General features: G+C 60.6%; 20 protein-coding genes and 1 pseudogene. 9 read left to right on the forward strand and 12 right to left on the reverse strand.

From position 1 onward, the window contains the following. Positions 1 to 15: 15 nt before the first annotated feature. Together PFLCHA0_RS07945 and PFLCHA0_RS31080 are read left to right on the forward strand one after the other, a co-directional pair. Positions 16 to 7710 (forward strand): two-partner secretion domain-containing protein, encoded by a 7695-nt coding sequence (locus tag PFLCHA0_RS07945; RefSeq protein WP_015634580.1) that lies wholly within the window; start codon positions 16 to 18, stop codon positions 7708 to 7710. A gap of 12 nt (positions 7711 to 7722) precedes the next feature. After that, the gene (locus PFLCHA0_RS31080) at positions 7723 to 8205 is read left to right on the forward strand and encodes a hypothetical protein (protein ID WP_080644442.1); all 483 of its coding nucleotides are present in this window, start codon (positions 7723 to 7725) and stop codon (positions 8203 to 8205) included. Positions 8206 to 8934: 729 nt separating this feature from the next. Here PFLCHA0_RS31080 and PFLCHA0_RS07950 read toward each other — a convergent pair. Next, positions 8935 to 9207, reverse strand: coding sequence for a hypothetical protein (locus PFLCHA0_RS07950; protein ID WP_041752729.1), 273 nt, complete (start codon positions 9205 to 9207; stop codon positions 8935 to 8937). A 443-nt stretch (positions 9208 to 9650) separates the two neighbouring features. Between PFLCHA0_RS07950 and PFLCHA0_RS07955 the strand changes: the two genes are divergently transcribed. Beyond that, positions 9651 to 10232, forward strand: coding sequence for a hypothetical protein (locus PFLCHA0_RS07955; protein WP_015634582.1), 582 nt, complete (start codon positions 9651 to 9653; stop codon positions 10230 to 10232). A gap of 141 nt (positions 10233 to 10373) precedes the next feature. On the opposite strand, the gene PFLCHA0_RS07960 is transcribed toward PFLCHA0_RS07955, so the two are convergent. Then, positions 10374 to 11321, reverse strand: coding sequence for an AraC family transcriptional regulator (locus PFLCHA0_RS07960; protein WP_011059897.1), 948 nt, complete (start codon positions 11319 to 11321; stop codon positions 10374 to 10376). Between the two features lie 100 nt (positions 11322 to 11421). Then, positions 11422 to 12165 (reverse strand): DUF899 domain-containing protein, encoded by a 744-nt coding sequence (locus PFLCHA0_RS07965; RefSeq protein WP_015634583.1) that lies wholly within the window; start codon positions 12163 to 12165, stop codon positions 11422 to 11424. A gap of 197 nt (positions 12166 to 12362) precedes the next feature. Between PFLCHA0_RS07965 and PFLCHA0_RS07970 the strand changes: the two genes are divergently transcribed. After that, a complete protein-coding gene (locus PFLCHA0_RS07970; RefSeq protein ID WP_015634584.1) occupies positions 12363 to 12755 on the forward strand; it encodes a hypothetical protein in 393 nt (130 codons plus the stop codon). Positions 12756 to 12762: 7 nt separating this feature from the next. On the opposite strand, the gene PFLCHA0_RS07975 is transcribed toward PFLCHA0_RS07970, so the two are convergent. The 3 genes from PFLCHA0_RS07975 to PFLCHA0_RS07985 form a co-directional block, all read right to left on the reverse strand. Then, complete coding sequence (locus PFLCHA0_RS07975) at positions 12763 to 13632, reverse strand: DUF6279 family lipoprotein (protein ID WP_015634585.1); 870 nt, start codon at positions 13630 to 13632, stop codon at positions 12763 to 12765. Between the two features lie 65 nt (positions 13633 to 13697). After that, positions 13698 to 14417, reverse strand: coding sequence for a TorF family putative porin (locus tag PFLCHA0_RS07980; RefSeq protein WP_011059901.1), 720 nt, complete (start codon positions 14415 to 14417; stop codon positions 13698 to 13700). Positions 14418 to 14614: 197 nt separating this feature from the next. Further along, a complete protein-coding gene (locus PFLCHA0_RS07985; protein WP_016962619.1) occupies positions 14615 to 14803 on the reverse strand; it encodes a hypothetical protein in 189 nt (62 codons plus the stop codon). A gap of 342 nt (positions 14804 to 15145) precedes the next feature. Between PFLCHA0_RS07985 and PFLCHA0_RS07990 the strand changes: the two genes are divergently transcribed. From PFLCHA0_RS07990 to PFLCHA0_RS08000, 3 genes are all read left to right on the forward strand, one after another. Next, a complete protein-coding gene (locus PFLCHA0_RS07990) occupies positions 15146 to 15982 on the forward strand; it encodes a CvfB family protein (RefSeq protein ID WP_015634586.1) in 837 nt (278 codons plus the stop codon). Between the two features lie 28 nt (positions 15983 to 16010). Continuing rightward, entirely contained in the window at positions 16011 to 16433 is a 423-nt protein-coding gene (locus PFLCHA0_RS07995) for a DUF2177 family protein (RefSeq protein WP_015634587.1), read from the forward strand. 86 nt (positions 16434 to 16519) lie between these two features. Continuing rightward, positions 16520 to 17410: a DMT family transporter gene (locus PFLCHA0_RS08000; RefSeq protein ID WP_041752730.1), complete on the forward strand. Its 891-nt coding sequence runs from the start codon at positions 16520 to 16522 to the stop codon at positions 17408 to 17410. 41 nt (positions 17411 to 17451) lie between these two features. Here the strand turns inward: PFLCHA0_RS08000 and PFLCHA0_RS08005 are convergent, their stop codons facing one another. Beyond that, positions 17452 to 18618, reverse strand: a complete 1167-nt coding sequence (locus PFLCHA0_RS08005; RefSeq protein WP_015634589.1) for a YbfB/YjiJ family MFS transporter — start codon at positions 18616 to 18618, stop codon at positions 17452 to 17454. Between the two features lie 104 nt (positions 18619 to 18722). Here PFLCHA0_RS08005 and ptrR point away from each other — a divergent pair, with 104 nt between their 5' ends. After that, positions 18723 to 19616, forward strand: coding sequence for a putrescine utilization regulator PtrR (gene ptrR / locus PFLCHA0_RS08010; RefSeq protein ID WP_015634590.1), 894 nt, complete (start codon positions 18723 to 18725; stop codon positions 19614 to 19616). A gap of 133 nt (positions 19617 to 19749) precedes the next feature. Further along, entirely contained in the window at positions 19750 to 19878 is a 129-nt protein-coding gene (locus PFLCHA0_RS32055) for a PA1414 family protein (RefSeq protein ID WP_011059908.1), read from the forward strand. A gap of 88 nt (positions 19879 to 19966) precedes the next feature. Here PFLCHA0_RS32055 and PFLCHA0_RS08015 read toward each other — a convergent pair whose 3' ends face one another. The 5 genes and pseudogenes from PFLCHA0_RS08015 to PFLCHA0_RS31935 form a co-directional block, all read right to left on the reverse strand. Continuing rightward, positions 19967 to 20227 (reverse strand): hypothetical protein, encoded by a 261-nt coding sequence (locus PFLCHA0_RS08015; RefSeq protein ID WP_015634591.1) that lies wholly within the window; start codon positions 20225 to 20227, stop codon positions 19967 to 19969. 27 nt (positions 20228 to 20254) lie between these two features. Further along, positions 20255 to 20512, reverse strand: a complete 258-nt coding sequence (locus PFLCHA0_RS08020) for an acyl carrier protein (protein WP_041752014.1) — start codon at positions 20510 to 20512, stop codon at positions 20255 to 20257. Between the two features lie 304 nt (positions 20513 to 20816). Beyond that, on the reverse strand, positions 20817 to 22196 hold the full coding sequence (locus tag PFLCHA0_RS08025; protein ID WP_011059911.1) for a sodium:solute symporter family protein: 1380 nt from the start codon (positions 22194 to 22196) through the stop codon (positions 20817 to 20819). A gap of 132 nt (positions 22197 to 22328) precedes the next feature. Continuing rightward, positions 22329 to 22544 (reverse strand): hypothetical protein, encoded by a 216-nt coding sequence (locus tag PFLCHA0_RS08030; protein ID WP_015634593.1) that lies wholly within the window; start codon positions 22542 to 22544, stop codon positions 22329 to 22331. 21 nt (positions 22545 to 22565) lie between these two features. Continuing rightward, positions 22566 to 22757 (reverse strand): annotated as a pseudogene (locus tag PFLCHA0_RS31935) (DUF4440 domain-containing protein); the annotation flags it as partial. Positions 22758 to 22809: the final 52 nt, after the last annotated feature.

Here is a 22809-nt window from a genome sequence, read left to right on the forward strand (position 1 = left end):
CCCGAGATATACGACATGGACGCTCGTCAGTTCGCCTTTCTAGCCCGCCAGCCTTCCGCCACCCTGCAAGCGCGGGATTCGTTCTGGGGGCTGTCCAAACGCGGTCTGGCGTTCATCCTGGCCAACGTGATGTTCTGGCAGCCCGTGGTGGCGATGGCCGACGGCATCGTGGTCAACGGCAGCGGTACAACACTGGGACAGGCCGGCAATGGCGTGCCCATCGTCAACATTGCCACGCCCAATGGCAGCGGCCTGTCGCACAACAAGTTCAGCGACTACAACGTCGGCCAGCAGGGGCTGATCCTCAACAACGCCACCGGTCGTACCCAGGAAACCCAGCTCGGCGGAATCATTCTCGGCAACCCCAACCTGGGCGGCCGCGCGGCCAATGTGATCCTCAACGAGGTCAACGGCGGCAGCCCCAGCCAGCTCAAGGGCTACACCGAAGTGGCCGGGCAAGCGGCCCATGTCATCGTCGCCAACCCCTATGGCGTGAGCTGCAACGGCTGCGGCTTCATCAACACCCCCAAGGCCACCCTGACCACCGGCAAGCCGGTGATCGAGAACGGCCAGGTCCAGCGTTACCAGGTGGACCAGGGCAGCGTCGCCATCGAAGGCGCGGGTCTCAACGCGAGCAATATCGACCAGTTCGAAATCATCACCCGCAGCGCCAAGATCAACGCCGAGATCCAGGCCAGGCACCTGGCGGTGATCGCCGGGGCCAACGACGTCGACGCCAAGACCTTGAATGCCACGGCCCGCACCGCCAACCCGGCGGATGCACCGCAACTGGCCATCGACTCATCAGCCCTGGGCGGCATGTACGCCGGGGCGATCAAGCTGGTGGGCACCGAGGCCGGGGTGGGGGTGAAGCTCGACGGCAAGCTGATCGCCAGTGGCGGTGATATCCAACTGGATGCCAACGGCCAGTTGCGCATGGCCGAAGTCACTGCCGAGAAGGGCGCGGTGGCGATCAAGGCCGGCAGCCTGGAGGCCCAGGGCGCGGTCTACGCCGGCACCGAGCTCAAGGTGCAAACTCAAGACGACCTGAACAACCACAACACCCTGGCAGCGGCCAACAGCATCAACCTGGGCAGCGGCGGGCAACTGAACAATCAGGGCATCATCGAAGCCGGGGTCAACCTCGACAACAGCCGCAACCCGAACGGCGATGTCACGCTGACTGCGCATACCCTGAACAACAGCGGCAAGAGCGTGGTGGCCAGCCGGGATCTGACGGTCACGACCACCCAGACCCTGAACAACCAGGGCGGCACCCTGAGCGGGCAGCGCCAGGTGAAGGTCAGTGCCGGGGCTCTGGATAATAGCCATCAGGGCAAGCTGCTGAGCGCCGAGCGCCTGCAACTCGATGCCGAGCAAGTGCGCAACGGCCAGGGCGGCCTGATCAAGAGCCAGCAGTCCCTCAATGCCACCCTGGGCCACCTGGGCAACAGCGGCGGCGAGCTGTCGAGCCAGGGCAGCAGCACCCTGGTACTGGCCGGCATGGACAACCTCACCGGCGTGGTACTGGCGCAACAGACCCTGGAGATTACCGGTACTGCGGAACTGGACAACCAGGGCGGCTTGCTCTCGGGCTGGCAGGGCCTGACCCTCAATGGCACGGGCTTGAACAACAGCAACAAGGGCACCGTCTCCAGCCTCAAAGGCGGTGTCGAGGTCACCCTCAGCGACGCCTTGAACAACAGCCAGGGCGGTGGCCTGGTCAGCCAGCAGGCCCTGGACGTCAAGGCCGCCAGCCTCGACAACAGCCACCAGGGGGTGATCTCCAGCGCCGGCGAGCAAAGCCTCAAACTCAGCGACCTGCTGGACAACAGCCAGGGCGGCTCCATCGACAGCGCCGCCACCCTGACCCTGCAGGCCATGGCCCTGGGCAACCAGGGCGGCACAGTCAACGCCGCCGGCGACCTGGAGTTCATCGGCAGCGACCTGGACAACAGCCACGGCACCTTCACCGGCAAGCAGGGCGTTACCCTCGACCTGCTGGGACACTTGATCAACAACCAGGGCACCCTGTCCGCCGCTGGCCCTTTGCTGCTCAAGCGCAGCACTAAGGTTGAGAACCAGGGCGGCGAACTTTTCAGCCAGCAGTGGCTGCGGCTGTTCACCGAACACTTGGACAACCGTCAGAAAGGCCGTGTCGCGGCCAATGAATCGGTGTTGATCAGCGCCAGTGGCGAAGTGCAGAACAGCGATGGCGGCGAGATCCTCAGCCGCGAAGCCGACCTGCAACTCAATGCCGAGCGTCTGGATAACGCCAGAGGCCTGCTGCAGGCCAAGACCAACCTGGGCCTCGATGTGGCGGCCGACGCCGGCAACCAAGGCGGACAAGTGATTGCCCAGCAGGGCGACCTGACGCTCAAGGCGGGCCACCTCGACAACAGGGCCGGCAAGGTGTCCGCCCTCAACGGCGGCGCCACCCTGGAAACCGCGGCCGATGGCCGCCTCGACAACCGCGACGGCGCGCTCTTCGCCCAGCAGGCTCTGCATATCAGCGCCAAGGACCTGGACAACAGCGCCGGCCAGATCAGCGCCCGGCAGATCGAGCTGGAGCTGGCTGGCGCCCTGAACAACCGCCAGGGTCTGATCGAAAGCGGCAGTACCCTGGCCACCGCTGCTGCCAGCCTGGACAACCAGCGCGGGCAACTGCGGGCCCTGGGCCTGGCCAGCAAGACCCGGTTCAGCATCGCTGGCACCTTCGACAACCGCGACGGCTCCCTGGAAACCGCCAACAACGACCTGGCCTTCGACGCCGGCGGCTTCAACAACCGCGGCGGCAGCCTGCTGCACAGCGGCAGCGGGGTGTTCGGCATCTCCATGGCCAACCTCGAAGACGTCGGCGGCCGCCTGAAGACCGCCGGCCAACTGACCCTGGAGGCCGAGCGCTGGACCAACAGCAGTGCAATCCAGGCCGACCGGTTGCTGGTCAAGGTCGACCACCTGACCCAGACCGCCGATGGCCAGCTCCTGGCGGGTACCGGCCTGACCGGCAGCGGCAGCCACTGGAGCAATGACGGCCTGATCGGCAGTGACGCCGCGCTCAACCTCGACCTGAACGGCAACTACAGCGGCAAGGGGCGCCTGAGCAGCATTGGTCAACTGGACCTGCATGCCGCCCAACTGGACCTGGCGGACAGCGCCAGCATCGCCGGTGGCGCCAACGGCACCCTGAAGATCGACGGTGCGCTGAACAGCGCCGGGCGTATCACCGCCAGCCAGAAGCTGCTGCTGAATGCCGCCAGCATCCACAACCTCGGCACCCTGGGCAGCGGTGAAGACCTGAGCCTCAACGCCGCCATCCTGGTCAACGACCATGGCCTGATCTCCAGCGGCGGCAATATGCAGTTGCTGACCAACAGTTTCACCAACCGCTACGCCCAGGTGTTCAGTCTGGGCACCGCGCTGATCGCCAAGGACGACCAGCAAGCCAGGGCCGACCTGCTGGACAACCGCTCCGGGGATATCGAAAGCCTGGGCAAGCTGACCATCGCCGCCAGCACCCTCAACAACGTCATGGACGTGCTGCAGTACACCGAGCACGAAAAGAGCGCGGCCAGTATCACCCGCCTGTCCTGCACCCTGATTCCCGTCGCCGGCTGCGACGACCGCGGCGGTGGCCGCATCAACGGCCTGTGGGAAGTGGCCGAGACCGACCGCCTGCGGGTGACCAACAGCAGCGCCTCCGCCAGCCTCAACAGTGGCGCCGACCTGCAGATCGACACCCAGACCCTGACCAACACCAGCAGCCTGATTACCGCGGCCGGCGACATCAACATCAAGGCCGAGACCGTCCACAACCAGGGCCTGCAACCCCAGGAAATCACCACCCTGCGGCGCTACTGGAGCTTCGTCAACGAAACCGGCACCGCCGCAGCCCTAGCCGCCGCGTTCAACGCCCGCAACAACCCGACGCCTTCGAGCAGCTTCGCCTCCGACCTCAGCGCCTTCATTGCCTGGACCGGGGTGATGCTGTCCTCCAGCAGCAAGGTGGTGGACGGCGACCAATCCTTCGCCGCCACCATCCAGGCCGGTGGCAAGGTCAACCTCAAGGCTGATCAGACCCTCGACAACAGCGTGATCCGCTCCTTCTACGAGTACGTCGGCGCCGGCAAGACCCTGACCGACACCGGCGTTGGCAACGGCTACTCGACGCCGATCCGGATCAACCCGCAACTGCCCCCGGAACTGGCCCAGCAACAGGTCAACCCCCTGGAGCTGCCGGGCTTCACCCTGCCCACCGGCGGCAACGGCCTGTTCCGCCTCAGCGGCCAGGGCAGCACCCTGGCCCAGGCCCCGACGCCTGCGCAGATCGCCGGCCTGCCGGACGCCGCGAGCCTGTCCCGGCCGCACAAGTACCTGATCGAAACCAACCCGGCGCTGACCAACCTCAAGCAGTTCATGAGCTCGGACTACCTGCTGTCCAACCTGGGCTACAACCCCGATGAAAGCGCCAAGCGCCTGGGGGACGGTTTCTACGAACAGAAACTCATCCAGCAAGCCATGGTGGCCCGCACCGGCCAGCGCTTTATCGACGGCCAGGACAGCAACGAAAAGCTTTTCAAGCACCTGATGGACAACGCCCTCCAGAGCAAGCAACAGCTTGACCTGTCGGTGGGCGTGACCCTGACTTCCGAACAAGTCGCCGCCCTGACCCACGACATCGTCTGGCTGGAAAGCCATGAAGTGAATGGCGAACAAGTGCTGGTGCCAGTGCTGTACCTGGCCCAGGCCAACAACCGCCTGGCGCCCAACGGCGCCCTGATCGCGGGCAAGGACGTGAGCCTGATTGCCGGCAAGGACTTGAACAACGTCGGCACCCTGCGCGCGGCTAATGATCTGTCGGCGGTGGCGGGGGCGAACCTGGTCAATAGTGGGTTGGCGGAGGCGGGCAACCGCCAGGATCTGCTCGCGGGCAACTACCTGGTCAACCGTGCTGGCGGCATCATCGCCGGGCGCGACGTCACCCTGACCACCACCCAGGGCGACGTGATCAACGACCGCACCCTGACCACCCACCAGAGCAGCAGCGAAGACTACGTCCGCGAGCAGCGCCGCGATTTCCTCGACAGCGCCGCCCGTATCGAAGCCGGCAACAGCCTGAGCATCGATGCCGAACGGGACTTCGATAGCAACGGCAGCGTCCTGCACAGCGGTGGCGACACCCGCATCAAGGCCGGTCGCAACGTCAGCCTCAACGCCGTCGAGCAAGTGGTCAGCAACGACCGCGGCATTGGCAACCTCGACCAGAGCAAAACCCAGCACGGCGCCACCCTGGAGAGCGGCGGCGACCTGAGCATTGAGGCCGGAGGCAACGTCACCGCCGTCGCCAGCCAGATCGAGGCCGAGGGCGACGTCTCGATGACGGCCAAGGACAACCTGACCCTGGCCTCGGCCGCCAATGAACAACACTGGGCCAGCAAGACCGGCACCACCAAGAGCGAAGAGGATCGCGTCCACCAACAAGCCACCACGGTGACGGCGGGCGGGGATGTGATGCTCAAGTCTGGCCAGGACATGACCCTGATTTCCAGCAAGGTCAAAGCTGGGGATGAAGCCTATCTGGTGGCTGGTGGTCAGTTGAACCTGCTGGCGGAGCAGGACAGTGAGTACTCGCTGTATGACATGAAGAAGAAGGGGGGCTTTGGCAACCTGCAGACCCAGCGTGACGAAGTCACCCGCACCACACATATCGGCAGCGAAATCAGTGCCGGTGGCAACCTGACGCTCAAGAGCGACGGTGACCAGAGGTATCAGGTTGCCAAGCTGGAGAGCGGCAAGGACATCACTCTGGATAGCGGTGGCGCCATCACCTTCGAAGGGGTGAAGGACCTGCACCAGGAAAGCCACGAGAAGACCAATAACAACTCTTTCTGGGTGTCCTCCAAAGGCAAGGGCAATACCGACGAAACCCTGCGCCAGACCCAGATGGTGGCGGCTGGCAATATCGTGATCAAGGCCGTTGATGGCCTGAAGATCGATGTGAGGCAGGTCAACCAGCAAACCGTCAGCCAGAGCATCGACGCGATGGTCAAGGCCGACCCGCAACTGGCGTGGCTCAAAGAGGCCGAGAAACGCGGCGATGTTGATTGGCGGGTGGTGAAGGAGATCCACGACTCCTACAAGTACAGCAACTCTGGGTTGGGGCCGGCTTCGCAGATCATTATTGCGATTGTGATGGGCGCCGTGATTGGGCCTATGGCGGGTGGTCTGGTCGGTGGTGGTACTACCGGTGCGGTTGTGGGAGCTGTTGCGACGGGGGCGTCGACCAATGCGACCGTCAGCTTTATCAATAACGGTGGCAACCTTGGTGCTGTATTCAAGGATGTGACCTCTTCCAACGCGATGAAAGGGTATGTGATCTCTGGTGTTACTGCGGGGCTTACATCTGCTTACTTTGACGGTTGGACTGGCACTCATACTGATACGGCAACGAATCAGGTTATTGGGCCGAACCTCAGCACTTGGACAGGTGTTGGGCAATTTGCTGCGAGCCAAACACTGCAGAGCGGCACTTCCATGCTGTTGAGCAAGGCTCTGGGGCAGGGTGGCAGTGCAAGTGATGCACTGAAAAGTGCCTTGTTCAACACCTTGGCGGCGGCCAGCTTCAATGCGGTGGGTGATTACACCAAAGATGTTTTGAACGACGGCATGCCTCCCAAAATATTGATCCACGCCATGGTTGGCGGCCTTCTGTCAAAAGCAACTGGCGGCGACTTCAAGACCGGCGCTTTGGCGGCGGGTGTAAATGAAGCTGTGGTTGTCCAGTTGGACAAACTGGTGAGTGGTAACAAGACACTGCTGTCCATGAACTCGCAGATTGTGGGTGTGCTAGCAGCTGCTGCGCAGAGAGATGCGGATGCGCAATCGATAGAGAAGGGCGGCTGGGTCGCAAAAAACGCAACGCAGTACAACTATGCAGGGCATCAAGAAATTGACGACTTAGAGGAGCAGGCGCGTAACTGTAAAGCTCTTGGAAACTGTGATGAGGTCAGGGAGCGGTTTAGAAAACAGAGCGTTAAGCTTGATGATGAATTGGCGGCCGATTGTGCTAAAAATCCAGCCCTTTGCACGTTCTTGTATGGGGATCTCCTGCATGACAGAAATAGCCTGCAGGAGCGTCTTGGAAAGATGTATTTTGATGACAGTATTCCTTCGATGTTTAAGGAGGACTTGCATCGTTATCAGTTACAGAATACAGCTGCTATAGGGGTTCTCATTCAGGCTCAGACTGAGTCTGCTCTTGAGAGTAAAGGGGTTTCGCCGGAAAAAGCTGCCTGGGTAAGTAAGCTTGTTGCTGCAATGGGCGGTTTTCTGGGCGGGAAGGGTAAAGGTGGAAGCGGTGCTACAAGTGGGAAAGTAGCGGCTTCAGGTACTAGTAAACCTATTATTGATCATGTTGTTGTGTCTTCAGGTAAGGCTCCTAAAACAGCAGCACCAAACTCTATATATGAAATCTCTCGTGCGGATGGAAGTAAAAGTGTAACTTATTATGATAGTCAAGGACGGACCTTTTCACGGGAAGACTATGGTCAACAAAGAAGTCACGGTAGTTTAGGGTATGGTGTGGATGGGCGAGCAGTGCCCCATGAGCATAAGATTGAATATAATAGTCGGGGGTTTGTGGATAAACAGTATTATCGCGAAATCGATGCTGATGGTAAGCCTGTTGGAGCTTGGATTCTAGATAAGTAGAGGAGGACGGTTATGTCAAATGATGTTTGTGGTTATGTTTGCCCTGCTCCAAGTCTGGAGTCCTGGATGGCGTTGGAAAAATATATCTCAAAAAGTAAGTTGGGGATTCAGAGAATAAGAAGTAATGAGCTTTTTAATTATCCGTCAGAATTTACTCCTGATATAGACACTTTTATTTTTTTGATAGGGGATAGACCGGGGTATCCTAACGCAACATATTTGACGGATTATAATGAATATGATCCTGATTTCTCAGATATTGGTTTTCCTTGTCACCCTAAAGACAGAGTTAAGATGTTGTTGGGCGCTATAGGAGATATATTTTCAATATGTAAGTCTGAAAAGATATGTTTTTCTATAACGGATAGTAGTCAGGTGGAGTTCGTGAAAAGAATTTGCTTTTCTGAGATGTTTGATGTGGTGATTGCTGATTTTGAAAAGTATCAAGCCCCTCCTGATACTCTTTATGAAGTAAGGCGCGGTGGTTGTATTTAAAGTTAAGTGTGGAGGGGGTGTGTTTAAATTGAGCGAAATTTGAATAATAGTGGGTGAAAGATTTTTCATTGGTGATTAAGTTTTTGATGCTGAAGAGACGACTAGGTTCTTATCTTTAACTTTTATGGGCTTATTGACTTGAGATTAATTAAAAACATTCTGCAGGTAGGCGTTAATACTAATGGCGTAAGTGGGAGGTGTCCAAATAGCCGGGTTACATATACATCGCCTGGTGGAAGGAGCGTAATTTTGGCGTTGAGTGGGAGTTTTATTGGTTTTCGTTGAGATGGATGATGACTAAGCTCGACTTGAGAAGGTTGGGGGTGTAAATGCTTTTTTTCTTATTTGTGCGTCTACTTTGAACGTGAAAAGATCTATTTATGAAAAATGGTATATCTGAGGAGGTTGTTGAATTTGTTTTTATTCCAGAGATAAGTTGGTGCTAAATTCTGCTCAGTGGGAAGGGATTTTGGTGCGTAGTCAATTTTTTAAAGGCTGAGTTGGAAAATAAAAAGTTTGAATAATGGCGTTCGAATAGGGCGTGGTTGTCTACCTCAAGCGGGATATGATGCTGCCGTGATGATAGTGCTGAGCCGTGTAGAAGGTCGTTATCTGGTCAGGGATGAGTCGCTGGGAACTGTTGCGAAATAGAGTAAATCAGCCTTTTATTGATCTGAATTCGATTAATTGTAAGAGAAAAAGGGCGACCTTCAAGCCGCCCCTTTTTGCTTACTGAAGCACCTGCTCCTGCATCCGCCTCGTCGTCACATCCATCAAATCACACCCATCGCGCAACAGAATGCTGCACACCAGCGACAGTTCCTGCAGTACAACTGTACCTTTGGGCGCTTCATCAGAAACCGAGAGGTTCTCAAGTAGTTGAGTCACAGCGCGAATGCGATACGCGGCTGCATCGTGGAGGACGTCAATGGGGGCTTGGGTATCGATCAGCAGCGAGGGAATGTTGCAGTCATGGCCGGTAATCGGCATGTATCTGTTCATGGTTAGTTCTCTGGTAATGGGAGTCATGCTGTCCCTACCGTCGCCAAACGAAAGGTGGCAGCTGTACGCAGGTTGGCGAACCGGCACCAGATAAGCCGGCAGACCCAAAAGGATCTCCCACGCACAGCCGCCATGAAGCGATTGTGCGGGAGCAAAAGTACCTGCAAGCAGAGGCTTTTGCATCAATTCTGGTGTCAGGTCGCCAAACCCGGTCGTCCTTTCAACGACCCCTCGACTATATCCAGCGCTCTCCCTGTCCTTAAAGCCTCATTCCTACTGGATTGTCTGCTTCTGCCGTAAGGCAATTCCTAATTTGCCGAGAGTATCTTTTCGAGCCGGTCCGCCGTGATTTTCCTGGCTTACAATGCCGCCGCTTATCGCCATGCCACAGGTGGTTTTCAGGTGGCAGTGCGTTGTTGAAAACCTCTCAAGGAAGATCCGTCATGCGTCTGTTGTCTCTGCTCTTCACCCTCGCTTTGCTCGCCGGTTGTGCTTCCACGCCGGACTATTACATCTCGCCCAAACCGGTACGGATTCCCGCTACCGCCACTTACTGGATCGACACCTTCAACCTGCAGTTGGTCGGCGAGAGCGAGCGTTTTCTGCCTGAGGACAAGTTGCGCCAGCAACTGGGCATGGAGTTGATCCGGCAGTTGGGCAATGCCAATCGCTACGCCACCACCAAGGACAGTGCCGACTACCTGCTGGATGTAGATGCGGTGTACAAGCGCCGCCTCAGTGATTCCCAGGGCGGGCTGGTGTCGATGGTCGTCGATGACAATACGATCCTTGCCAGTGTCGACTTTGGCTACAAGGTGCAGGTCAAGCGCGACGGCGCCGAGGTGTTGCATTTCGCCCAGGAGCGCGATGGTTTGCAGCCTGCCGGGGCCATGGGCCAGTTGCGCAATATGAAGACCATGTTGGGGGCGATCACCAACAGCGGTAACTCGGATGTGGAGAACTTCTACATTCGTGCTCTGCCGAGGTTCATCGTTCGCGATATCACGGCCATTCCTTCTCGTTGAGTGAGTGTGTGGGGGGATTGTAGGAGCGAGCTCGCTCGCGATGAGCGCCAGGGCGTCGCGTTCTTTCAGTAGCGGCGCGTTATCGTTGGCGTTGTTCGCGAGCGAGCTCGCTCCTACAGGGGGATCAACGTGCTTTTTGGGTTATAGCTTTTTCACCGGAATGCAGATCTCACACTCCAGCTCCCCGGTCTTGACGTCGTAGAAGGCATCCGCCGGGTAGCGTTCGAAGGCCGGGCGCGGGTCGAATTGCAGGCCGCTCTTGGGCAGCCAGTCGCGGCACAGTTCGATCCAGGCGTCGGCGATAGCCGGGCCCAGGCCGCGGTAGTGGGCCACGGCGTAGAGACCACCGGGCAAGGTGGTGACGACGGCCGGGGCGCTGGCCTTGAAGTCTTCGGGCACTTCCACGCAGGCGTCGTAGCGGCATTTGTCGGCGGGGGTGAGGTCCGGGTCGTCGTGGCCGATGCCGTAGCGCACGCGGTTGAAAAGTTGATGTTCGAGCATCCACGGCGCGGCGGTTTCGCGCCAGAAAACGCCAATGCCCGGGCCGTAGGCGCCGATGTAGCGCAGGTAGGCCACGCGGGTGGCGGGTAGTTGCTGCAGGGTGACCTTCATCGCGGTTTCCTTCAGGTGAATGAAGGCGTCAGGATCGTCGAAGGCGGGGATGTGGGTCTGATCAGGATTGCGCAATTCACGCAGGCGGCGTTCGCGGATGTCGTCCAGGCGGCGGTGCCAGCGTTTGGGCTCGGTATCGCGCCAGGTGCTGGGGGAGACCGAGAAGTGCTGTTTGAAGGCCCGGGAAAATGCCTCGCCGGAGCCGAAGCCGACTTCCAGGGCAATTTCCAGCACTGAGGCCGAGGGGCGGCTGGCCATGAGGTAGGCGCCGCAGGCCAGGCGTCGGCGGCGCAGGTAGGCACCCAGGGGCTCGCCGACCCAGGCGCTGAACAGGCGGTGGAAGTGGTAGGGCGAGAAATGTGCGACCCGCGCCAGGTCCGCCAGCTCCAGGGGTTGGTCCAGGTGTTGGTCGATATGCTCCAGCACCCGGCTCATGCGCAGGGTGTATTCGTGGAGGCTGTGATAGGCGGCGCTCATGTCTACAGCTTAGTTGGCTGGGTGGGTCGTCACAGTCTGCCGCAGATTTGTGCCGTTTGTGAGTGCGATTCGCCGGCAAGCTGGCTCCTGCGGCAGGTTCTCAATCGTCACAACAGCAACTGCTGCTCTTGCCCTGGGGCGTTGCCTGGTAGCGATCGTGGTGCCGGACCCAGCCCATGATCTGCTCTTCGTTGCGCCCCTTGGGCGTCAGGTCGAGGAAGTTGTAGGCCCCCAGCAACAGGTCCAGCCCGCGGGCATAGGTGGAATAGGTGTGGAATATCTCACCTTGCGGGTTGCGGTAGAACACGCTGAGCCCGGGCAACTCCTGCTCATTGCCACTGGCCTGTTCGTAGTTGTAGCTGGCAGTGCCCTGGGCCAGTTGCTCGGCGCTGAGGCTGACGCCGAAGTCCTGGTTGAAGTCGTCGCCGGCGCTGGAATACCAATCGAAATGCCAACCCATGCGCTGGCGAAAGGCCTGGAACTCGGCATAAGGGGCGTGGGAGATGGCCACCAGCGCTACATCGTGGTGGGCCAGGTGCTGGTTGGCGCCATCGAAGTGGTCGGCGACGAACGAGCAGCCCTTGCAGCCTTCCTCCCAACCTTCGGCAAACATGAAGTGGTAGACCAGCAGTTGGCTGTGGTCGCCAAACAGATCGGCCAGGCCCAGCGGGCCATCGGGGCCATGAAACTGATAGGGCTTGTCGATTTTTACCCAGGGCAGCGCCCGGCGTTCGGCGCTGAGCTGGTCGCGCTGGCGGGTAAAGGCCTTTTCGTGGATCAGGTGCTGTTTGCGGGCTTGCAGCCATTGTTCCCGGGAGACCACGGGATGCTCGGTAACGGACATGACATCTCTCCTCAAGGCAGTGGGGGCGATGGGTCTTACACACGCTAGTCGTTTGGCGCTGGAGTGGATCGACAAACCGCCCAGCGGTTTTCCGATCAGGGGGCGGCGGCCTGGGGTGGATTTCCTGAACGGCTGAATGGCCTGCCGGTCACAACGTGTGAAGGCATTTCATTCTCTTGTCTGGAGGTTGAATCAGGATGACGACTTATAACTGGGATCTGATCGAACGACTGCTGCACGAAGTGCAGAACGGCGCCGGCCACAGCTTCACTCCGCGACCCTATGCCGAGCAGCATGCGGCGGCCAAGGCGGCGGAAGGCGAGCCCACCGGCAATCTGGATGACCTGAAAGTCACCGCCACCGAGTACGAAAAGTTACTGCTGGACCGTGGCTTTATCGAAAGCCGGCCGGAAGAGGAGGGCGGCAATGGCGAGAACTTCGTGCTCACGCCCCGTGGTTCCAGCCTGCTGTGCCTGATTGACAGCAGCATCCCGGGCAATGATCACCCGCGCCAGGTGCTGGAGGAGCAGGCCGATGCGCTGGATCCGGCGACCTTCGATCAGGTGGCCTCCAAGGCCCAGATCGCCTAGGTTGCGCCTAGCCCTGGCGGGCGTTCTGCAGGCATTTGAGTTCGGCGAAGTCCTTGCGCACTCCGTCGATTTTCTTCAGCAGGCGCTGGCGCTGGGCCGGGGTGCTTTGTGCCATCAAGTCCACCAGCAGGCTGCGTGCGGCCTGTTCGGTGTGGGCGTAGGCTTGGCGATAATCCGGCGTCCATAAGCTCTCGCGGTGTACCAGCAATTGCTCGATACGTTGTGGGAAATCGCTGTTTTGCCGTTGCTCCACGGCCGCGCTGAATTGCGCCTGCCAGTGGGCTCGGTTGGCGATCCACTGCTGGTTCTGCTCGCCCAGGCTGCTGGACCATTGTTCCACCCGTTGCTGCTGGCTCGGGCTCAAGGGGCCGAGCCAGGCGTTCAGGCGCTTGCTCATGCGTTGGCTGCGCTGCTCTATCTGTTGCGCCAACGGCGGCTTGAGGTATTGCTCCTGGTGTTCCTGCAGGTCCTTGGCGAAGGCGGAATTCATCTCTTTGACTTGCTGGTCGTTCAGACCCTGGAGCAGCTCCACGGCGGACGGGGCGATCTGCCGGGCGGTTTCGGCGATGGCTTGCTTGGCTTCCCGGGTGCGCTCTTGCAAGCCCTGGTCGCTGACCTGGTTGTTCTGCACCATCAGTTGCAGGCGGTCGAGCCAGTCCAGGTAACCCGGAAGCTGGGTGGTGCAATGCCAGCTCAGGTGCTGCTGCAGGCGCTGGTTGAACCAGCTCTTCTGCTCGCTGTTCATGTCCAGGTAGTCGTTGAGGTTCCAGGGAATGATCACATCCAGGTTGCGATAGGCCAGGCCGACCCGGCTACAGGCGCCCAGCAGCAGGCTGATGATCAGGAGCGGAATGAGGAGGTGCCAGCGGCGCGCCATGTTCGAGTCCTTGCGAGTGCGGGTTGCTGTATCTGAACCCTGAAGGCGCCTCGCAGTTCAGACGTTCAGTAGAACGCCCGTTCGGCCTTGAAGGTGAGCAGGCCGTCGCATTGCGGGTTATGCCCGGAGTAGGCGCTGCAGTCGTTGCCGCTGAGGCTGGAGTCACTGTAGATCAGGTTCAGGTCGATCCCCAGCCAGGGGCGCGAGAGCTTGATCGACCAGTCATTGAAGCCGGCCACGTAGCCGCCGTCGGCGATCGAGACGCCATTGTTCAGTTGATGGGTGGTGTATTTGACGCTGACGCCAATGCCGAACGGTACGTTGCCGCCCAGGTCAGCGAACAGGGTGCTGTTGCGTTTGTCCGGGTCATTGCTGAACGCCGCGCCGAAGCGGCTGCCGAGCAGGGTCAGGCCGCCGTAGAATTCCTGGCTGTCCTGGGTCCGCAACTGCGGGTAGTTGTAGTGGATCATTCCCAGTTCGTAGCCCAGGGTCTGGTCGAAGGGCTGCTTGAAGCCCAGGTAGGAATCCACCTCCAGTTTGCTGGAGGGGCTCAGGCCCATGCTGGGGGCCCACTGGCCGGCATACCAGCCACTGTCGTGGCTCAGGTCGAGGCCGCCGTGGAACGAGCCGCTGGAAGACGGCTTGACCAGGCCCTGGGCCATGCTGCGGCTGGGGCTGGTGCCCAGCTTGAGGTCGAAATCCCCCAGCTCGCGCTGGAAGATTTGCCCATGGGCAATGGGGCAGGCCAACAGCAGGCTGCAGGCCAGCAACGAGGATTTGAGCATGCAGCACTCCCTGAACTGCGCGGAGCGACAACCTGAAAGGCGGCTGAAACGATTGATCTAGAGGGGGTAAAGGATACCGGCGAATGCCATTGGCTGAAGGCCGTTCGTCGATTTGCTGGTAGTGGGGAGGAGAGCGGGTGCCAGTCCTAGCGCTTTGGGGGCAAAGCGCTAAGGGACCAGGATAATGCGCGGGGGAGTTACTTCTTGCCCAGGCTGATCTGCTTGGACGGGCCGAAAGTCTGGCCGCTGACGCCTTTGGCGATCTGCTGGATTTCGCCGCCCGATTTCAGGAACGCTGCGATCTGTTCGTTGATCGATTCACTGGTTTCAACGGCGGGAGCTGGTTTTGCTTTGCTGTTGGAGGCTTTTACTCGCATGGCGGCCATTTAACCTTTCGGGAAAATTAATTTGGCCAGGCATCTTATCAGAAATACTTGACAATTGCTTGGTAAATATCCCCTGGAACAGAAAGGCGCTTCCTGCTGTTTTTCCTAAGTTTATTTTTCGGATATTTTCCTAAGTCGCTGTTTTAACTAAGGACCCATCGAAAAAAATGCCCTCTCGCTGTGCTCCGCAAAGGCTCGATGCACGGCTGTTTGCCTGACGAGCGGCCGGTTGAGCGCCGGGAACGCCAGAAAAATCAAGGATTTCGTGGCCGGCGATTCAGGAGCGTCAACGCAGGCCTGGAAAACAGGTAGAATGCCGCCCACGCAATGAGGGTATTGGAAATGGCTTTAGTCGGGCGCTACAACAGTTTGCAAGTGGTTAAACACACTAACTTTGGTTTGTATCTGGACGGTGGGGCAGACGGCGAAATATTGCTGCCCAATCGTTATATCCCCAAGGACATTCCCAGTGAAGATGAAGACTGGCTGAATGTTTTTGTTTACTTGGACAGTGCTGACAAGTTAATCGCAACTACCGAAAAGCCGAAAGTTCAAGTTGGTGAGTTCGCCAGTCTTAAAGTCGTCGAAGTTAACAGCATTGGGGTGTTCCTGGACTGGGGGCTGCCCAAGGATCTGCTGCTGCCGTACTCCGAGGAAAAGCGCCAGATGAACGCCGGCGAATACTGCGTGGTGCATGTCTACTTGGACAAGCACACTCGCCGTATTACCGCCACGGCCCGTCTGGACCGCTACCTGGACAAGACGCCGGCCAACTACAAGGCCGGCCAGGAAGTCGACTTGCTGGTGGCCGAGTCCACTGACATGGGCTTCAAGGCCATCATCAACAACAAGCACTGGGGCCTGATCCACAAGAACGAAGTGTTCAAGTTCCTGCGCTCGGGGATGCAAGAGAAAGGTTTCATCAAGGAAGTGCGCGCCGACGGCAAGATCAGCCTGAGTTTGCAACCTATCGGTGAACAGGCGGCTACCAGCCTGAACTCGAAGATCCTCGCCAAGTTGCGGGAAAACGATGGCTCGCTGGCGGTCAGCGACAAGAGCGACCCGGCCTTGATCAGCAGTTTGTTCGGGGTTAGCAAGGGCAACTTCAAGAAGGCCATCGGTGCCCTCTACAAGCAGGGCCAGATTGTCATTCACGCGGATCGTATCGAGCTAAGCTGAGACTCACTTCACGCTGCGGGCGAGGCTTATGAAAACCACGCTGGTTGCCTGGCTCGCCACCTTGCTGGCGTTCCTGCTACTCGACGCGCTCTGGCTGGGGCTGATGATGGGCGAAACCTACCGGGCCCAGTTGGGGGCGCTGCTGCTGGAACAGCCACGGCTGTTGCCGGCAGCGCTGTTCTACCTCCTCTACGTTAGCGGTTGCCTGCTGTTCGCCGTGCGGCCCGCCCTGCAGCAGGGCGGCTGGCGCCGGGCTGCGTGCCTGGGGGCGCTGCTCGGGCTGGTGGCCTACGGCACTTATGACCTGAGCAACTGGGCGACCTTGCAGGGCTGGTCGGCTTCCCTGGCGCTGCTGGACATGGCCTGGGGCATGCTGGCCAGTGCCCTGGCCTGCAGTTTCGGCGTCTTCTGTGCCTGCCGCTGGGCGCCTGGCTCAAACGGCGGGAACTAGGTCTGCTCCAGGGGACCCGTCAGGCGCGGCGGCAGTTCTTTATTTCGGGTAGGGGTCATGTCATTGAATCAATGTGAGGTATGGCGGTGAGCATCGAACGGCGCAACGCCGATGGGTTTGCCCTGCAGGTGATGTTGGGGCTGTGCCTGATCTGGGGTGTGCAGCAGGTGATGATCAAGTGGGCTGCGGCGGACATTGCGCCCATCATGCAGGCGGCCGCCCGTTCGGGGATCTCGGCGCTGCTGGTGGCTCTACTGATGTGCTGGAAAGGCGGCTGGTCCCAGGTTTCCAGTACCTGGCGCGGCGGCTTGCTGGCCGGCGCTCTGTTCGGCCTGGAGTTCCTGTTTATCGCCGAAGGCCTGAAGCTCACCAGTGCCGCGCACATGTCGGTGTTTCTCTACACCGCACCGATCTTCACCGCCCTTGGGGTCAATTGGCTGTTGCCCAGCGAACGCTTGCGGCCCTTGCAATGGTTGGGGATCGTCCTGGCCTTTATCGGCATCAGCATTGCCTTTGCCGGCGGGATCTCCCTGGACAACCTGGACCGGCGCATGCTCCTGGGCGACATTCTGGGATTGCTGGCGGGGCTGGCCTGGGGCGCGACCACGGTGGTGGTGCGGGCTTCGCGGCTGTCCGAGGCGCCAGCGACCCTGACCCTGTTCTATCAGTTGATCGTCGGTTTCGTCGGCCTGTTGCTGATCGCCGTGCTCAGCGGCCAGGTGACCCAGGTCAGCCTGACGCCGGTAGCGGTGGCCAGCGTGTTGTTCCAGGGGCTGGTGGTATCGTTCTTCAGCTACCTGACCTGGTTCTGGCTGCTACGGCGTTATCTGGCGGCGAACCTGGCAGTGTTTTCCTTCATGACTCCGATGTTCGGCGTGACCTTCGGCGTGCTGTTACTGGACGAGCCCTTGAGCCTCAACTTCGTGCTGGGGGCAATGCTGGTGCTGCTGGGTATTACCTTCGTGAGCGCCGAATAGTGGCTGCGGCGGCGGATCCAGCGCTTGTTGTAGCCCGCGCTTCACGAGACGAACGCACAGCGCTGTGCCGTTGGTCGCAGTTGCCAGAGCAGGCTGGCGCCGATCAGCAAGCCGCAGCCCGCCACCACCAGCGCCAGTTGCAGGTCGCCGCTGAAGTGGCTGCTCAGGGCGGCCAGCAACGGGCCGCTCAACTGGCCCACGGCAAAGCAGGCAGTGAGCAGGCCGGCGTTGCGCTGGGCCGACTGCGGTGCCAGTTCCCGGGAGCGCTGCATCACCAACTGCATGCAGGCCAGGAACGGCGTGCCGCACAGCAACACGCCCAATACCAGCCCCAGGCCACTGCCCAGCAGGCAGGCAAAGACCCCGGCGGCCTGCAGCCACAAGGTCGCCATCAGCCATTGCCGGGTGCTGTGCGGGGTGTGCCGACGCAGGCTGGCCAGGGCCACGCCCACGGCCGCGGCCAGGCCGAAACCGGGCCAGAACAGGTCGGCCTGCCACTGGCCCTGGAAGCGCGCATTGGCCATCTGCGAAAGGAAGGTCGCGGGGATGATGTAGCCCACGCCATACAGGGCGTAGACCAGCCCCAGGCGCGCCACGCTGTGCTCAGTGGCGCAGGCGCTCTGCGTTTCGCCACTGGGGCGCACCGAGGCCGAGGCCGGGGGCAGGATCGGCAGGATCACCAGCAGCATCAACAAGGCGACCGCGGCATACAGCAGCCACAGGTTGGCCGAGCTTTGCCCCAGAAGATTGGAGCCCAGGGCCAGTAGCCCGGTGAGCATGATGCCCAGCCCCGGGCCGGCGAACACCAGGGCCCCGAGGCGTGGCCGGCCCGCCGCCTGGGCCAGGGGTTGGCTCAGGGCCGTGATCATCACCAGCACCCAGGCGCTGGCCACCCCGGTGCCGAAGCGCAGCAGCAGGTGCGGCCAGAAGCCCTGGGCCCAGAACGAGGCCAGGGTCAGCAGCACGCACAGCCACAAGCCGCCCAGCAGGCGCAGGCGCACCTGGGCCGGACGCCGGGCGAACATGGCGTCCAGGGCTCCGAGGAAATAGCCCAGGTAATTGGCGGCGGCAATCAGCCCGGCGGCGGTCAGGTCGACCTGGCCTTCGCTGATCAGGTGCGGCAGTTGCGGGGTCAGGGCGAAGCGGCCAATGCCCATGGCCATCATCAGGGCAATGAAGCTGGCGAGCAGGCGGAGCAGGGGAGACATGGTCGGCTTTCCATCGATGGGGACAATGACCTTCAGGCTAGGGCTGATTGACTTTCTTTAAAAATGAATAATATTGAGTAACTTGTTCAGTTTTGGAGAAAGTCATGGAGTTCAGCCAATTGCGCATCTTCCAGGCCGTGGCCGAGGAAGGCTCCATCACTCGCGCCGCCGAGCGTCTGCACCGAGTGCCGTCGAACCTCTCGACCCGGCTCAAGCAACTGGAGGAGCAGCTGGGGGTCGAACTGTTCCTGCGCGAGCGTCAGCGCCTGCAGTTGTCGCCGGCGGGCAAGGTGCTGCTGGATTACGCCGCGCGCCTGTTCGCCTTGCACGACGAGGCCCATGCCGCGGTGCAGGGCGGTCAGCCGGCCGGGGAGTTTGTCCTGGGCACCATGTACAGCACCGCGGCGATTCACTTGCCTGCATTGCTGGCGCGTTATCACCGGGCTTATCCGGCGGTGAACCTGCAGGTGCAGTCCGGGCCCAGCGGCGAGTTGCTCGAAGGCTTGCTCACCGGGCGCCTGGATGCGGCCCTGGTGGACGGGCCGCTGGAGCTGGCAGGCCTGGATGGCGTGCCCCTGTGCGACGAGACCCTGGTACTGATCAGCGAAGCCGACCATCCGCCGGTGCGTACGGCCCGGGACGTGGAGGGCCGTGCGGTGTTCACCTTTCGCCAGGGCTGCTCCTATCGCATGCGTCTGGAATCCTGGTTTGCCCACTACCACGCCGCGATGGGGCGGGCCATGGAGATCGAGTCCTATCAGGGCATGCTGGCCTGTGTGATCGCCGGTTCCGGGGTGGCGCTGATGGCTCAGTCGATGCTCGACAGCCTGCCGGGGCGCGAAAGCGTGGCGGTGCATGCCCTGGCCGAGCCTTTTGCCCGTGCCACTACCTGGCTGATGTGGCGCAAGGGCATGGTCGGGGCCAATCTCAATGCCTGGATCGAGCTGCAGCAAGGCGCTGGCGTGCAGCTTGCGCTGCAGGCGCGGGCCCATGCTTGAGCACCCGATGGCCATTGGCTTTAATCCAGTAACAGTTCATTGCCATTGCGCAGCAGCGCGCTGGAAAAGATAGGGCTATTATCTGCTTGAGGCGGCGCAGTATCGCCGCTCGGCACGACCCTGAGGGGGCACTATGAAAGACAAACTGCAAAGCTGGCTGCACGACCTTGGCGTCGCACTGGGCCTGATCGAGCCACCGCTGCAACCGGTGCCGATTCCTACCGACGAAGAGCTGCGGCGCCGTCAACAACGTCGTCGCTGAAGCAGAGGCGAGAGCGGAGTGCAGGCTCCGGCTCTCGCGGATGTTTTCTAGCCGGCAGTCGCTGGGCCACAGGCCTGGGGCAATCGGGTCAATCCTGGTTTTGCCGGGCCTTTTCCAATAACCATTGCACCAGGTCATCCACCCTTTCCAGCTGCCCTAGCGCTCGCTGCTCTTCACGGGGCAAGACACCCAGGTCGAACCTGTCTTCCAGGCGCCAGAGCAGCGCCTCGATATCATCCCTATCCAGCCCCAGTTCAGAGAGACCGTTCTGGTCATCGAAATCCACGGGCTCATCCAGCCAGTGGCGAATGAGCAGGTGCACCGCCGCGCGCGCTTGGGCCCGATTCATCTGCGTTGCTCCCGATACCACAGCAGGTCAGGCGGGACGGGCAGCGTCGGCGCGGGTCTTTTCCAGGATGAACAGGCTCAGCTCGCTGATGCTGCTGATTCGATACAGGTCGCGGTCGGGATCCAGGCGAATGTTGAACTCTCGCTCCAGGCTGTGCAGCAGGGCCTTGAGGTCCAGGGAATAGGTGTCGTGTGCGCGGGCCTGGCAGGGCGGGATTGGCCACTTCTGGGCCATTTGTGCATCGATGGCATGACGGATGCTTTGCTGGATGGAGAAACGGTCCATAAACACCTCGGGGCAGGGAGAGGCTCTTATTGTTTTATGACCCCATCCAAGGGTGAAGCGATAGCGTGCACTGAGGCGGCCAGCGATCCTTGTACTGTTTTCCTGCGGGAACAGTCGTCGCTGGATCTGAGTACAGCACAGGTTTTTTTCCGGCGGGGTAACCATTCGTCCATTCATGGCCCTGACGAAAATGGCTGCGGGCTTTGCCCGTCGGTACCGTGAGGCTTTTGCCAGGCGAAAAAAAACGGGTGCGGCCACCGACGCCGCACCCGTCGAAGAAAAGCTTCAGACCTCCGGCTTCACGTTAGATTGCGTTGGCCAGGGGCGCCGGGCGCCGGGAAGCCAGGCTCACCACCACGAAACTCACCAGGCCTACGGCCAGGCTGTAGTAGATCGGTGTGTTGGCATCCAGGCCGTCCTTGAACATGAAGGCCAGAGCCGTGACGAAGCCCAGGCCCATGCTGGCGATAGCGCCGGCAGTGGTGGCGCGTTTCCAGAAAATGGCGCCGATCAGCGGAATCAGCATGCCGCCCACCAACAGGTTGTAAGCCAGGGTCAGGGCGCTGATCACGTCGTTGACCACCAGGGCAATGCCCAGCACCACGATGCCGGTGAGGAAGGTGAACAGGCGGTTGATCCCCAGGCTCGATTGCTTGCCGCCGCGCAGCCTTGGCAGCAGGTCTTCGGTCAGGGTGGTGGAGGCGGCCAGCAGGCCGGCGCTGGCAGTGGACATCATGGCGGCCAGCGCCGCAGCGATCACCAGGCCACGGATGCCGTCCGGCAGCGAGGCTTTGACGATGGCGGCAAAGGCGTTGTTGACGTTGTCCAGGTCCGGCAGCAGAACATGGGCGGCCATGCCGATCAGGGCGCAGGCCAGGCCGTAGAGGATGCAGTAGAAGCCCGCCAGGGTGCCGGCGTATTGCGCGACTTTCTCGGTCTTGGCGGTGAACACCCGTTGCCAGATGTCCTGGCCGATCAGGATGCCGAAGAAGTAGATCATGAAGTAGGTGATGATGGTGTCCCAGCCGATGGCGGTGAAGCTGAAACTGGACGCTGGCAGCTTGGCCACCAACTCATCCCAGCCGCCTACGCGGTACAGGCAGATCGGCAGCAGGATGAACATCAGGCCCACGGTCTTGATCACGAACTGGACGATGTCGGTCAGGGTCAGCGACCACATGCCGCCGATCGCCGAGTACACCACCACCACGCCGCCGCCCAGCAAAACCGAAACCCAGAACGGCAGGCCGAACAGCACTTGCAGAACGGTGCCGATGGCGAGGATCGAAGTCACCCCGATCATCAGCGCGTAGGCCAGCATGATCACTGCGCTGGCCTGGCGGGCCATGGGGTTGTAGCGCTTCTCCAGCACCTGGGTGACGGTGAAGATGCGCAGCTTGAGCAGCGGCTTGGCCAGCAGCAGGTTCAGGGCAATGATCCCCGCCCCCAGGGCGGCGCACAGCCAGAACCCGGAAATGCCGTGGACGTAGCCCAGGCGCACGGTGCCGACGGTGGAGGCACCGCCCAGGACCGTGGCGGCCATGGTGCCCATGTACAGGGTGGGGCCCAGGTTGCGGCCGGCCACCAGGTAGTCCTCGTGGGTCTTGGCCTTGCGCATGCCGTAGTAGCCGAGTACGAGCATGCCGGCGGCATAGATGAGTACGACAAATAGATCTAAAGCCATGGTGGCGTGTCTCCGATTATCTTTTTTATGTGAAACAAACGGTTCATGCAGGTGCTGGCTGCTCAGCGAAGGCGGGGTCAAGTCTTGTGCAAGACCCAGGGGCTCTATCGCGAGGCCGGCCGCTCCAGGAGGTTATCCGGGCAGTAGCGCGCGACTTGCCAGCAGCCCGCTGGTACAGCGGCTGGCCATGCTGGAGTGCGCAGTTTCGAGAGTGGTGATGGCGGTGCTGGCCAGGCCGGGGGGCAGGCGAAACAGGTCGCAAGGCCTGGTGTCGCGCTGGTGCTCGAGGATCTGTCCGATCCTGTTGGTTGCGATGTTGCTAGGGTTTTTTTCTTTGTTGTTATTCATGATCTGCTCCGATCACATTGGCTAAGGGGGTGGCAGCCCTTCCGGCACAGCGGACAAATGGTTGTGACAGGCCAGCCAGAGGCCTTGTTGTTTTGTGCGAGACCCAATGGTTTCGCGTTCCTGGCTGAAGTCTTGCTCCCCTTGCATGCGCAGCTTCGTGGCTACGTCATGAGTCAATCCGGCGCCGTCCCCTTGTGGGCGGACGACGGCGTTGTCCGGGATGCGTCACCGCACCTCGGAACCATCCTTGGCCCGTCATCGGCCG

The sequence above is a fragment of the Pseudomonas protegens CHA0 genome (genome assembly GCF_000397205.1).
Taxonomy (GTDB): domain Bacteria; phylum Pseudomonadota; class Gammaproteobacteria; order Pseudomonadales; family Pseudomonadaceae; genus Aquipseudomonas; species Aquipseudomonas protegens.